The following is a 12,943-nucleotide window of genomic DNA, read 5'->3' on the forward strand; positions in this document are numbered from 1 at the left end:
GGAACTAGAATTCCATTCGTTTACGCATTCGTACCGTCAGGAGACATATGTCAGGGCATTCGAAGTGGGCGACCACCAAGCACAAGAAAGCAGCCATCGACGCCAAGCGTGGCAAGCTCTTCGCCAAGCTGATCAAGAACATCGAGATCGCTGCCCGCACCGGCGGCGGTGACCCCGACGGCAACCCCACCCTCTACGACGCCATCGTCAAGGCCAAGAAGTCCTCCGTGCCCGCGGACAACATCACCAGGGCCGTCAAGCGCGGCTCGGGCGAGGAGGCCGGAGCGGCCAACTACGAGACCATCGTCTACGAGGGCTACGCTCCTGCCGGCGTGGGCATCATCATCGAGTGCCTTACCGACAACCGTAACCGCGCGGCCGCCGAGGTCCGTTCCACCCTGACCAAGGGCGGCGGCTCCCTGGCCCAGAACGGATCGGTCAGCTTCAACTTCGAACGCAAGGGCCAGATCATCGTCCCCTCGGAGGGCCTGGATTACGATACGGTCTTCGAGAAGGCCGCCGAGGCCGGTGCCGAGGACGTGCAGGACAACGGCGACAGCTACACCGTGCTGACTGCCCCCGGCGACATGGTCACCGTCCGTAAGGCCCTGCAGGATGCCGGTATGGATTACGACTCCGCCGACCTGATCCTCAACCCCAAGAGCGAGGTCACCCTGGACCTGGACTCCGCCCGCAAGGTATCCAAGCTGATTGACAACCTGGACGACCTGGACGACGTGCAGGAGATCTACAGCAACTGGACCGCCCCTGACGAGGTCATGGCCCAGTTGGACGACGAGTGACCCTATGATTGTTCTCGGCGTCGACCCGGGGCTCACCCGATGCGGCGTTGGCGTCATTGAAGCCGGTGCATCGCGCCGGCTTTCCTTTGTTCATGTGGACGTCGTGCGCTCAGACCCCGAACAGAGCCAGGATCTTCGCCTGCTGGCCATCTACCAGGGGCTGACGGCCGCCCTGGACCGTTTCAGCCCCGATGTGGTATCCATCGAGCGGGTCTTCGCCCAATCAAATCACAACACCGTGCTGGGCACGGCCCAGGCAGCCGGGCTTGCCATGCTGGGAGCGGCGCAGCGGGGGATTCCCGTGGCCCTGCACACACCCACCGAAGCCAAGATGGCCGTGACGGGCAACGGGCAGGCTGACAAGATTCAGGTGCAGCGAATGGTGGCCCGCATCCTCGGGCTCAACCAACTGCCCAAACCCGCCGATGCGGCAGATGCTCTGGCCCAGGCCATCTGCCACGCCTTACGGCCCGCCGGTGCCATCCAGGGCGGGGAACGCGAGGAACATCTGACCCAGGCCCAGCGTCAGTGGGCCCAAGCCTCTGCCAAATACGGCAGGCACCGGGGAGTCCAGCGAGACATGTAAGCTGATTCGAACAGACGTTCGATTTCATCGAGGGGTGATCAAGTGCTGGCAATGCTGACTGGGCGGGTGGCCGCCATCGAAACGGGCTCTGCTGTCATCGATGTTTCGGGAGTGGGTTTCGAGGTGCGTATGCCCCAGTCGGACTTGGCCTCCATGCGGGCCGAATCCACAGTCACCGTCTACACAGTCCTGTCCCTGACCCAGGATGCGCTGACCCTCTACGGGTTTCTCAGCCGCACATCCAAATCCCTCTTCGCCCAGTTGCAGAAGGTCAGCGGCATCGGACCTCGAGTGGCCCTGTCCATCCTCTCTACCCTGAACTCGGACCAGCTGGCCCAGGCCGTGGCTGACGGCGATGCTGCGGTCCTGTCCCGGGCGCCGGGTCTAGGCAAGAAAGGCGCTCAGAAAATCATACTCGAACTCTCCGGCAAGCTGGATCTGGATGCTGGCAAAGGCCGACAGGGACCCGCCCAGACGGACGACGGCGCCCACCAGGTGGTTGAGGGACTGATTTCCCTGGGCTGGCTGCAGCGCGATGCCGAACAGGCCGTGGAGCAGACCTGCAAAGAGGGCGACTACACCCTGCCCCTGCAGTCGGCCGACATTCCCAAGGTGCTCAAGCAGGCTCTGACCCGGCTGGACAGGGGGCGCTGACCATGGCTGACAAGCAGATGACCACGGGTTACATCGATTCCCAGAATGGCGACGCCCAGGAGGAATCCCTGCGGATGGTCTCGGCCAGGCCCATCGAGGGCGAACCGGTCAGCGACGAGGAGCTGAGACCGGAAAACCTGGACGGATTCATCGGCCAGCCCAGGCTCAAGGCCCAGCTGGGGCTCTTCCTGGAGGCTGCCAAAAAACGGGACGTGGCACCCGATCACATCCTCCTGGCGGGCCCTCCTGGCCTGGGCAAGACAACCCTGGCCATGATTGTTGCCCACGAGCTGGATGTGCCCATCCGTGTCACCTCGGGCCCAGCCGTCCAGCATGCCGGCGACCTGGCCTCCATCCTGAGCTCCCTGGAGGCCGGCGAGGTGCTCTTCATCGACGAGATCCACCGTCTGCCCAGGGCCGCCGAGGAGCTGCTCTACATCGCCATGGAGGACTTCCGGGTGGATGTCATGGTGGGCAAGGGCCCCGGAGCCTCCTCCATTCCGCTGACCCTGCCCAGGTTCACGGTCATCGGCGCCACCACCCGTGAGGGCATGCTGCCCTCGCCCCTGCGGGCCCGCTTCGGCTTCACCGCACACCTGGACTTCTACCCGCAGGAGGAGCTGGAGAAGCTGGTCGAGCGGTCGGCCAGGGTCCTGGGTATCGTCCTGCAGGATGATGCCGCTCATCAGCTGGCCCTGCGCTCCCGTGGCACGCCCAGGATTGCCAACCGCTTGCTGCGCCGTGTACGCGACTGGGCCATAGTCCACGATCTTCCCCAGGTTGGTCCTGATGACGTCAAGCAGGCCCTGGCCCTCTACCAGATTGACTCCGAGGGGCTGGACCGCCTGGATCTGGCCGTTCTCAAGGCCATCGTCAACAGTTTCGACGGCGGTCCCGTGGGCCTGAACAACCTGGCCGCCATGGTAGGCGAGGAGGCTGAAACCGTCGAGACGGTCTGTGAGCCCTACCTGGTGCGCGAGGGCTTCCTGGTACGCACACCCAAAGGGCGTGTAGCCACCTCCAAGGCCTGGGAGCACCTGGGCCGCAAACCACCTGAGGATGTCATGAAGCTGTTCTAGACTGGGGTCTTCGCAGCAATGCGCATCGCCGTTTGATATCCGAAGAAACAAGGAGTGGAAACAACCATGGGATCCATGATTTTCATGATCGTCATCATCGCCCTGATGATCGCCATGATGTGGGGAAGCTCCCGCAAAAGTAAGCAGCAGCAGGCCGCCGTCCAGGACTTCCGTGAGTCTCTGCAGCCTGGTGACGAGGTCGCCACCACCACCGGTCTTCTGGGTAAGGTCGTCTCCGTGGACCTGGAGAAGGAGCAGGTAGTCATCGACTCCGAGGGTTCCCAGTCCCGCTGGCGCATCCAGGCCATCACCAGGCCGCCGATCGTCCCCGCCTATGTCCACGACGACGAGGTTGACGAAAACGGCAACCCCCTGCCCGAGCAGGTCGAAGGCCAATCCGAGGACGCGGATGCCCCAGCAGAGGTCACCGCCGCTGAAGACGACGACAATGCCAGCGACAATGCCGATGGTGAAGAAACCGCTGCCGACGATACTGCCACGCAGAACTTTGCCGCTTCCGAGGACAAGGGTGAGGCCGAATCCCAGTCGGAGCCTGAAAACGAATCAGACAAGGCCAAGACTGCTGAGAAGTCCGAAGACGCTGCCGACGCGGATGCATCCAAGGATTCCGACGAATCCAAAGAGTCCGAGACTTCGGATTCGACTTCCGCCAAGTCCTGAACCTTATACGCGCGCCACACCTTCCGCCAGGTTGACTCTGAACGGAAACGCGGCGCGCGTATGATGGCCCCGGCAACCACTTCCTAGGAGCAAGACAGAAAGAAGATCATGGCTCAATCGGACGATATCAAGGTTGGGGAACTTAAGCAGGTGGGCGATGACGACGCCGCTTATCTGATCTCATTGATCCGTACCATTCCGGACTTTCCCAAGAAGGGGATCCTTTTCAGGGACTTCATCCCGGCCATGTCGGATCCCAGGGGATTGGCCATCATCCTAGACGCCATGAAGCGCACCCTGCCCGTGAAGCCAGAGGACTTCGACCTGGTCGCCGGCCTTGAGGCACGCGGCTTTCTGATAGGCCCACAGCTGGCCAGCGACCTGGGCAAGGGCTTCCTGCCCATGCGCAAGGCAGGCAAGCTCCCTGACCCCACCTACAGCCAGGAATATGCCCTTGAATACGGCAACGCCCGCATCGAGATCGAGCAGGGCTGTCTGCAACCAGGCCAGCGAGTCCTGATAGTTGACGACCTGATCGCCACTGGAGGATCCGCCCAGGCAGCTGCACGTCTGGTGGAGCAGGCCGGAGGCCAGGTGGCCGGTTTCAGCTTCGTCATGGAGCTCAATGGGCTGGATGGCCGCAAGGCCTTGGGGGCCTACCCGGTCACCTGCCTGATGAACATGCCCGCCTGAGCACGATTGGGGGACCATCACCATGGATTTGTACGAATACCAGGCCAGGCAGCTGCTCGCTGAACATGGCATCTCCCAACCCAGGGCCGTCTATGCCTCAACCGCAGAAGAGGCCGGCCAGGCAGCCGACGTCATCGGTTATCCCTGTATGATCAAGGGCCAGGCCACCATCGGTCACAGGGGACAGGCGGGAGCCGTCAAACGAGCCGAGAATCATGATCAGGCCGTAGCCTTGGCCGAGGCCATTCTGCCCATGAACATCGACGGCCATCCGGTCAGCGGTATTCTGATCACCGAGGCCCGCAACATCCTGCACGAATACTACCTGTCCATTTCTGTGGACCGCACCTCACGGGACTATGACGTTTTGGCCACGGCCAGCGGCGGCACCGAGGTCGAGACCATTGCCCGAGAACACCCCGAATCGGTCCGGCGCCTGCACATAGGCCCCTTGGAGGATTTCGACAGGCAGGCCGCCCGCACCATGGCCGAGCGCATCGGCTTCTACCACGCAGACCTGGAGCAGGCCGCGCAGATTCTTCTGGGAATGTGGCACACCTTCCAGGACAGCGATGCAACCCTGGTCGAAATCAACCCCCTGGCCAAGGTGGGTGATCCGGACGACGAGGCCACCAAGCACCTGGATGCCCTTGATGCCAAGATCTCCCTGGACGGGAACGCGGCCTTCCGGCACGACGGCTGGAAGCGGTTCGCGGACCCGGCTCAGTTGGACCCGCTGGAAGCCAAGGCCAAGGCCGCGGGCCTGCATTACGTTCACTTGGACGGCCAGGTGGGCGTCATCGGTAACGGCGCAGGACTGGTCATGAGCTCCTTGGATGCGGTCGCCGGGTCGGGACGACGACAGGGCGTGCCCGTGGGACCGGCCAACTTCCTGGACATCGGCGGCGGAGCCTCGCCCGAGGTCATGCGCACCAGTCTGGACGTGGTCCTTTCTGACCCCAAGGTCCGTTCGGTCATGGTCAATGTCTATGGAGGCATCACCTCCTGCCAGCAGGTGGCCCAGGGCATCCTGGCCGCCGTGAACGCTGCGGGAGAGCAAGACCAGAACGACGACCGGCCCATCGTGGTCCGCTTCGACGGCAATGAGGCCGCCGAAGGGCTGGACCTGCTGGCCAAGGCCCAACAGCCTCGGCTCAGGGTGGCCCGGACCATGGAGGAGGCGGCAGACCAGGCTGTGGCCCTGGCCGCTCGAGTGGGAAAGGAGACGGGCCGATGACCCTCTTCATCGAAGACGACGCCCCCGTCATGGTCCAGGGCATGACCGGTCACCAGGGCATGGTCCACACGGCCCGCATGATGGCGGCAGGCACCAATATCCTGGCTGGTGTCAACGCCCGCAAGGCCGGAATGACGGTCGACTTCGCCGGTCCAGACGATCAGACCCGTCATGTGCCCGTATACGCCGATTGCGCAACCGCCCGTCAGGCAACCGGAGCCCGGACCTCCGTGGTCTTCGTTCCACCCAGGTTCGCCAAGGATGCCATGGTCGAGGCCATCGAGGCCGGCATCACCCTGATCGTGGTCATCACCGAGGGCATTCCAGTGGCCGATACTGCATACTGCGTGGCCCTGGCCAGGGAACACGGCTGCCGCATCGTCGGCCCCAACTGCCCGGGACTGATGACCATGTCCGACCGGCCAAACGGCACCGGCGTGGACCTTGGTATCATCCCGCAGGGTATCGCCGGTCGAGGCCCGCTTGGACTGGTTTCCAAGTCCGGCACCCTGACCTATCAGCTCATGGGGGAGTTGTCCTCCATCGGTTTCACCGCCTGCCTGGGCATCGGCGGCGACCCCATCGTGGGCACCACCATGCTGGAGGCTCTGCAAGCCTTCAACCGCGATCCTGACACCAAGGCCTGCGTCATGATCGGAGAAATCGGCGGTTCGGCCGAACAGGAGGCTGCCCACTGGGCCTCCACCCACATGACCAAACCCATCGTGGCCTACATCGCCGGTTTCACCGCTCCGGAGGGCAAGCAGATGGGCCACGCCGGAGCCATCATCTCGGGTGGCAAGGGTACGGCCGCCGACAAGAAAGAAGTGCTTGAGTCCGTCGGTATCAAGGTGGGCACCACACCCGGAGAAACCGCCCGGCTGACCCGTGACCTGTTGCGGGAGCATGCCATCATATGACCGACATGGTGAAGGCATGGCTCAGAGGGGGTCTTGAGGCCTTCCTGGCCATGCTTATCTACACCATCGCCCTCGGCGCCTGCATGGCACTGCTCCTGCTCATCATCTCCATTGAGGAGGGCGGGCCCTCCCTGTCCATGGCCACCGTTGCCCTGACAGAAACCATCACCCTGCTCACCCAGGGTTGCGGGTTCAGAGCTGGAGCTCTGACCTTGACCATCATTCCCTTGCTGCTGACGGTTCTGCTGATCTGGGTGATCCGCGCACTAGTCGGTCGACTGGGCATGTCCTTCGGTGGCTGCATTGCCGGCCTGGTCGTCTGGATGCTGTGCAACCTCATCCTCATGCAGGGCAGCCAGACCATCCAGGTCGACAGCACCCCGGTCATTCTTCTGCGGACCAGCCTGGTCTTCCTGCTGGGTTACGGCTGGGCCTGGGTCCGCTATGAACCATTCCGACAGGCTTTTGCCAAGCGGATCAAAGAGGCCTTGCCAGTCCAGGTCCGCAGAACCATCCGGCTTGGGCTCACTGCCGGTTTAATCCTCCTGGCTGCTATGCTGGTCGCTGGTCTGATTGCCCTTATCGTCTGGATCGCCCTCTATCACACAGATGTGGGACGCCTGTTCAAACTGACACGTATGGGCACTTCCTCGGCCGTGACGACCAGTCTGGCTTCCCTGGCCTGGCTGCCCAACCTGATCATCTGGGCTGTCTCCTGGCTCTTCGGAAATGGTTTCAACATCGGCAGTCTGGCGACCTTCACCCTCTGGTCAGGCCACGCCTCCAGTCTGCCCTCGTTGCCCCTCTTTGGACTTTTCCCAGAGCCGGTTTCCCGGCAGGAGGTTCGTCTGATCCTGCTCAACCTGCCCCTGCTGGCCGGCCTGGTTGTCGGCATTCTGTTGCTGACCGGGCCATGGGGGGTCAGAATTCACGCCGCCGTGCGTCAAGCAGGACTGAAGTCCCGAGATACCGGCGTCTGCTTCCTGATGGCAACCCTGACCATGGCCCTGGCCTGGCTGGTCACCCTGTTCGGTCTTGCACTGCTTTTCCAGCTCTCCAACGGGGCCCTGGGCCGTCAGCGACTGGCCGGGGTGGGCGTGCCCATAGCCTCCTCCCTGCACATGATCGGGACCTCCCTGGGGGTCGGTCTACTGGGAGTATGGCTGCTGGCACTCATCATCGCTGCCCTGATCGTCATCAAGGACGCCCTGATCGTCTACCTGCGTCAGTCAGGCGACAAAAAGACTTCCGCCAAGGCGGAAAACGAGGAAAAACACAACCAATCACGCGGTCAGGAGGGAAAGGAGCCCAAGGCAACCGACCGAGCAGACACACCACGACAGGTCTCGTCCACCCGCAGACCGGGAAAGTAGGTCCGAAGGTGGCGGGGCGCCTCGGCATTCAAGCATAGGAGTAGGAGTTTCCATGGTCACCACGAATCGAACCATCAACCGAGCGCTGGTCTCGGTCTACCACAAGCAGGGGCTTGAGGCCCTGGCATCGGCTTTCCGCCAGGCAGGCACCGAGGTCGTCTCCACCGGCAGCACCGCAAAAAAGCTGCAGGATCTGGGCGTCCAGGTCACCCCGGTGGAAAAGGTCACCGGTTTTCCCGAGAGTCTAGACGGCCGGGTCAAAACCCTGGATCCGCACATCCACGCAGGATTGCTGGCCGACATGACCAACCCTGACCATGTCCAGCAACTCAAAGACCTGGGCATAGCCCCATTCGACCTGGTGGTGGTCAACCTTTACCCCTTCGAGCAGACCGTCCTCGAGGGCGCCGACTCGGACCAGTGCCTGGAGCGCATCGACATCGGCGGTCCCGCCATGATCCGCGCCGCCGCCAAAAACCATGCCAGCGTGGCTGTGATCACCGACCCGGACGACTATGCCCTGGCCGCCGAGCGCATCGCCTCCGGCACCGGTTTCAGCCTGGCCGAGCGTGGACGTCTGGCTGCAAAAGCCTTCGCCCTGACCGCCTCCTACGACGCGGCCATAGCCGAGTGGACAGCGCGCACATGGGTCGACGACAAGCAGAACAAGGCCAATGATCAGGGCCCAGCTCAGGCGTTGACTCGCACCTGGCGCCTGGCCAGCCAGTTGCGCTACGGGGAGAACCCCCACCAGAAGGCCGCCCTCTACCTGGACCCGCTGGACCGGGACGGGTTCGCCGCAGCAGAGCACCTGGGCGGCGCCAAGGAAATGAGCTACAACAACTACGTGGATGCGGATGCAGCATGGCGCTCGGTCTGGGACTTCCCCGACCTGCCCGCAGTGGCCGTTGTCAAGCACTCCAACCCCTGTGGTCTGGCCGTGGGGGAGGACATCGCCCAGGCCCACCGCCGCGCCCACGCCTGCGACCCCATGAGCGCCTATGGCGGGGTCATCGCCGCCAACCGCACGGTCACACTGACCATGGCCCAGCAGATCAAGCCGGTCTTCACCGAGGTGATTGTGGCACCGGGCTATGAGCCCAAGGCCCTGGACCTGCTGCGGACCAAGAAGAACCTGCGCATCCTGTCTGTGGAACGCCGCCCGCGTCTGCGCCCGGTCATCCGTCCCATCGACGGGGGAGCCCTGGTGCAGACGCCCGACCTGATCGATGCCCCGGGGGACAATCCCTCCACCTGGCGTCTGGTCTCCGGCAGCCCTGCCGACCAGGCGACCATGGATGACCTGACCTTCGCCTGGCGGGCCATCCGCTCGGTCAAGTCCAACGCCGTGCTCCTGGCCAACCAGGGAGCCACCGTGGGCATCGGCATGGGCCAGGTCAACAGGGTTGACTCCAGCCACCTGGCCGTGGAGCGGGCCAACACCCTGGACGAGGGCCGTAATCGCGCCAAGGGTTCGGTGGCCGCATCCGACGCCTTCTTCCCCTTCGCAGACGGTCTGGAATATCTGATCCAAGCCGGGATCAGAGCCGTGGTGCAGCCTGGAGGATCGATCCGTGATCCTGAGGTGATCAAGGCCGCCCAGGACGCTGATCTGACCATGTATCTGACCGGGACTCGCCACTTCTTCCACTGATGAAACTGGACCCCGCGGCCGAATGTCGCCCTGCGACAAAATCATTGACCGCGGGGTCCAATGCGGTGCTATGCTGAATGAACTGACCAGCGAAGATGCTGACTGGTTATCAATCATTCGAAGGAGAAATTGTGACCTATCAGACTGTCAATCCCTTTAACAACCAACTGATCAAGACCTATCCGGATGCCACCGACGAGGATCTGGAGAATGCCCTGGCCCGTGGCCATGACCTCTACAAGACCTGGCGCAAGCAAGAAGGGCCCGGAGACCGTCCCGCGCAACTGCGCCAGGTCGCCAAGCTCTTCCGTCAGAACGAGGACGCCCTGGCAGCCAACCTGACACTGGACATGGGCAAGCTGGTCGGCGAGGCCCACGCCGAGGTGGAGCTGTGCGCAGACATCGCCGACTACTTCGCCGACCACGCCGAGGAGCTGCTGGCTCCCGTCCCTCTGGACAACCCCGCTGGCAAGGCCTACTACATCAAGCAGGCCACCGGCATCGTGTTCATGGTCGAGCCTTGGAACTTCCCCTACTACCAGATCATGCGTGTGTTCGCCCCCAACTTCATTCTGGGCAACCCAATGATCCTCAAGCACGCCTCCAACGTGCCAGGCTCGGCTGTGGCCTTCGAGGAGACGGTGACCGAGGCAGGAGCCCCCGAGGGAAGCCTGACCAACCTCTTTGTCAACTATGACCAGGTGGACCGTGCCATCGCCGATCCCCGCGTCTCAGGCGTGGCCCTGACCGGGTCGGAACGCGGCGGTGCTTCCGTAGCAAAGTCGGCTGGAGCCAACCTGAAGAAGTCCTCCATGGAGCTGGGCGGCAACGACGTCTTCATCGTCCTGGATGACGCTGACTGGGATCTGCTCAAGAAGGTGGCCCCGAGTGCCAGGCTGATGAACGCAGGCCAGGTCTGCACCTCCTCCAAGCGCTTCATCGTCACGGAGAACCTCTACGACGACTTCGTCTCGCTCATCGTCGATGCCTTCTCGCACGCGGTTCTGGGCGATCCCAGCAACCCCGAAACCACGCTGGCCCCTATGTGCATGGTCTCCGCCCGCGACAACCTGGCCAAGCAGGTCGAAAAGGCTGTGGCCGGTGGAGCCAAGGTCGCCTACGGCAACAAGCCCTACGATTCGCCGGGGGCCTTCTTCACCCCGACGGTTCTGACGGACATCGATCGTGACAACCCCGTCTACAACCAGGAGATGTTCGGCCCCGTGGCCTCCATCTACAAGGTGGCCAATGAGGATGAGGCCATTGAACTGGCCAACGACTCCAGCTATGGCCTGGGCGGTGTGGTCTTCTCCTCGGATACCGATCATGCGGATGCCCTGGCCCGTCGTATCGAGACCGGCATGACCTTCATCAACGGCAGCTGGGTGACCATGCCTGAGCTGCCCTTCGGTGGCGTCAAGAACTCCGGCTATGGCCGCGAGCTCTACAGCCTGGGCTTCGACACCTTCGCCAACGAGCATCTGATCTTCCAGCACAAGAACTGATCCACCTGCTCCCACTCCTTGTTGAAACAGCGACCGTGCCATCATCGTCCGGGGCGATGGCGGCACGGTCGCTTTGTATCAAGAGCGCTGGTAGGCTCGAACCGGCAAAGCAAGTGCAGCAGCAAATGGAGGTCGTCGGGAATGCAGGAATTGGGAAGCATGACAGACGCAGATGAGGACGAGAATCCGGACCCCAAGCCCCCGCAGTCGGCCAGGGCGGCAGATCGCCATCCCTTCGTCTCGGAGGCTCAAGAGGGTCGTCCTATCTGCGAGGGCATCATCTTCCTGGTAGTGCTGATCGCCGCGCTTGTTGCCTTCCTCGGATACACCTGGGCCGCGACTGGACTCGTGTCCGTCGCGGCCCTGGTTTGCGGTACTCTGCGTCTGACGCTCAAGGATCGCAGCCCTTGGAAGGTGCGGTCAGTGCCCTTCGATGTCTTCATCAGCATCGGCCTGGGCATCGGCCTTCTGGTCACCTACTTCAGCATTCAGCTGCTGCTGTGACCCCTTTCAGGTTTTTCGATCCTCGGTGGTTCAGTCTTCAGTGGGCTTGTTTTTGTGTTCCTCGTCACCGTCTTCTGTTTCGGATGCAGTGTGAAGGGGCTCGACCTGCAGATCGGGAATGGTTCCTGCCTCGGCAGGGGTGACATCATCCTGGCTGGTATCGGCATTCTTGCCTGGATCGGCATCCTGTCCAGCATCGACATCGGAGAGAGCCGATACATCGACAGTCTGAGCCGTGGTGTCTGCAGGAGCGTTTTGAACTGGAGCAGGAGATGTCTGGGTCGATTGATCCTGAGCCTGGACACCTGTGGGAGCATAGGCATAAGTCTGGATACCGGTGACAAAAGCATCAGCTTGTGCTTCCGGCTGGGCATCTGTGGCGGCACCCATGGCGCGCATGGCCATGTTGTCGGTGATGATGCTGGTCACGATGATGACCAGGGCGACCAGAGAGGCAGCCAGCAGGGGGCAGATCCAGAAGAGCCAGAGCTGCGAGATCGGGCTGACGGCCATGTGCTTGGACTGGGCGAAGATGGCGATGCCGGTGGAACGAGCCGGGTTCAGTCCCGAGCAGGTGATGGGGTAGGTGACCAGCACGCCGACGCCGTAGGCCAGCCCGGTATAGAGAGCATGGTTGCGGCGGGCACGGCCGTCAGAGCGCAGGGTGGTGATGGCTGCAGCCACCACGATCATGCAGCCGATGAGCTCGACCACGATGGCCATGGGCGCCCCGAAGGCGATATGCTGCTGACCCAGAGTGGCCGCAGCGGGCGAGCCGCCGGAAAAACCGTTCACCGAGAACATGAGCCAGGTCCTGTCCGGCACGGACTTGCTGACCGGCACAAGGGCAACGGCGAGTGCACCGGCGCCGATAGCGCCGATCACCTGGGCGACGATGTAGATCAGCCCGTCCACCATGCTGATCTGCGAGGTGAACATGGCGGCCACGGTCACAGCAGGGTTGAAGTGTCCGCCGGAGACGCCGCCCAGCATGGCCGTCACGACCAGGTAGGTCAGGGCGGTTCCCAGAACCGGCAGCACCACACTGGGCTGGCCCATGACCAGCTGGCCAAAGCTGTAAGACAGGTAGATGACCGCGCAGATCAGGAAGGTGCCCGCCAGCTCGGCGGCGGCACGAATCCAACGAACATCACGGGGCCTGATCCGCCTGCGGACGGGCTTTGCGGCAACCTGCCCGTCGGCCTGTTCGAGGACCGGCTCAGCACTTGCTTCCATAGTCATGTTCCCCACCTT

At 62.9% G+C, this 12,943-nt stretch carries 13 protein-coding genes; 12 read left to right on the forward strand and 1 reads right to left on the reverse strand.

Features of this window, described 5'->3' with window-relative positions; translation table 11 throughout:
* Window positions 1-47: 47 nt before the first annotated feature.
* From H3T89_RS02340 to H3T89_RS02395, 12 genes are all read left to right on the forward strand, one after another.
* Complete coding sequence (locus tag H3T89_RS02340) at window positions 48-803, forward strand: YebC/PmpR family DNA-binding transcriptional regulator (RefSeq protein ID WP_198203984.1); 756 nt, start codon at window positions 48-50, stop codon at window positions 801-803.
* A gap of 4 nt (window positions 804-807) precedes the next feature.
* Window positions 808-1,389: a crossover junction endodeoxyribonuclease RuvC gene (gene ruvC / locus H3T89_RS02345; protein ID WP_015021817.1), complete on the forward strand. Its 582-nt coding sequence runs from the start codon at window positions 808-810 to the stop codon at window positions 1,387-1,389.
* 42 nt (window positions 1,390-1,431) lie between these two features.
* Window positions 1,432-2,043, forward strand: coding sequence for a Holliday junction branch migration protein RuvA (gene ruvA / locus H3T89_RS02350; RefSeq protein WP_198203985.1), 612 nt, complete (start codon window positions 1,432-1,434; stop codon window positions 2,041-2,043).
* Window positions 2,044-2,045: 2 nt separating this feature from the next.
* Window positions 2,046-3,122: a Holliday junction branch migration DNA helicase RuvB gene (ruvB, locus tag H3T89_RS02355; protein ID WP_232348383.1), complete on the forward strand. Its 1,077-nt coding sequence runs from the start codon at window positions 2,046-2,048 to the stop codon at window positions 3,120-3,122.
* A 66-nt stretch (window positions 3,123-3,188) separates the two neighbouring features.
* The gene (locus H3T89_RS02360; protein ID WP_198216119.1) at window positions 3,189-3,803 is read left to right on the forward strand and encodes a preprotein translocase subunit YajC; all 615 of its coding nucleotides are present in this window, start codon (window positions 3,189-3,191) and stop codon (window positions 3,801-3,803) included.
* 108 nt (window positions 3,804-3,911) lie between these two features.
* Window positions 3,912-4,496 (forward strand): adenine phosphoribosyltransferase, encoded by a 585-nt coding sequence (locus H3T89_RS02365; protein ID WP_015021813.1) that lies wholly within the window; start codon window positions 3,912-3,914, stop codon window positions 4,494-4,496.
* Window positions 4,497-4,518: 22 nt separating this feature from the next.
* Window positions 4,519-5,733 carry an ADP-forming succinate--CoA ligase subunit beta gene (gene sucC / locus H3T89_RS02370; RefSeq protein WP_198216120.1) on the forward strand — a complete coding sequence of 405 codons (1,215 nt, stop codon included), beginning with the start codon at window positions 4,519-4,521 and terminating at the stop codon, window positions 5,731-5,733.
* On the forward strand, window positions 5,730-6,653 hold the full coding sequence (gene sucD, locus H3T89_RS02375; protein WP_198216121.1) for a succinate--CoA ligase subunit alpha: 924 nt from the start codon (window positions 5,730-5,732) through the stop codon (window positions 6,651-6,653). Before sucC ends, sucD begins: the two co-directional genes overlap by 4 nt.
* The gene (locus H3T89_RS02380) at window positions 6,650-8,026 is read left to right on the forward strand and encodes a cell division protein PerM (RefSeq protein ID WP_198216122.1); all 1,377 of its coding nucleotides are present in this window, start codon (window positions 6,650-6,652) and stop codon (window positions 8,024-8,026) included. Before sucD ends, H3T89_RS02380 begins: the two co-directional genes overlap by 4 nt.
* Before the next feature lie 52 nt (window positions 8,027-8,078).
* Complete coding sequence (gene purH / locus H3T89_RS02385; protein WP_198216123.1) at window positions 8,079-9,680, forward strand: bifunctional phosphoribosylaminoimidazolecarboxamide formyltransferase/IMP cyclohydrolase; 1,602 nt, start codon at window positions 8,079-8,081, stop codon at window positions 9,678-9,680.
* Between the two features lie 131 nt (window positions 9,681-9,811).
* Window positions 9,812-11,185 carry an NAD-dependent succinate-semialdehyde dehydrogenase gene (locus H3T89_RS02390; RefSeq protein WP_198216124.1) on the forward strand — a complete coding sequence of 458 codons (1,374 nt, stop codon included), beginning with the start codon at window positions 9,812-9,814 and terminating at the stop codon, window positions 11,183-11,185.
* A gap of 159 nt (window positions 11,186-11,344) precedes the next feature.
* Window positions 11,345-11,689 carry a DUF3017 domain-containing protein gene (locus tag H3T89_RS02395; RefSeq protein WP_232348385.1) on the forward strand — a complete coding sequence of 115 codons (345 nt, stop codon included), beginning with the start codon at window positions 11,345-11,347 and terminating at the stop codon, window positions 11,687-11,689.
* Window positions 11,690-11,719: 30 nt separating this feature from the next.
* Here H3T89_RS02395 and H3T89_RS02400 read toward each other — a convergent pair whose 3' ends face one another.
* On the reverse strand, window positions 11,720-12,931 hold the full coding sequence (locus H3T89_RS02400) for an aquaporin (protein WP_198216125.1): 1,212 nt from the start codon (window positions 12,929-12,931) through the stop codon (window positions 11,720-11,722).
* Between the last annotated feature and the right edge of the window lie 12 nt (window positions 12,932-12,943).

Origin of the sequence: Bifidobacterium sp. W8114 (genome assembly GCF_016101165.1) — a bacterium.
Classification (GTDB): Bacteria; Actinomycetota; Actinomycetes; order Actinomycetales; family Bifidobacteriaceae; genus Bombiscardovia; species Bombiscardovia asteroides.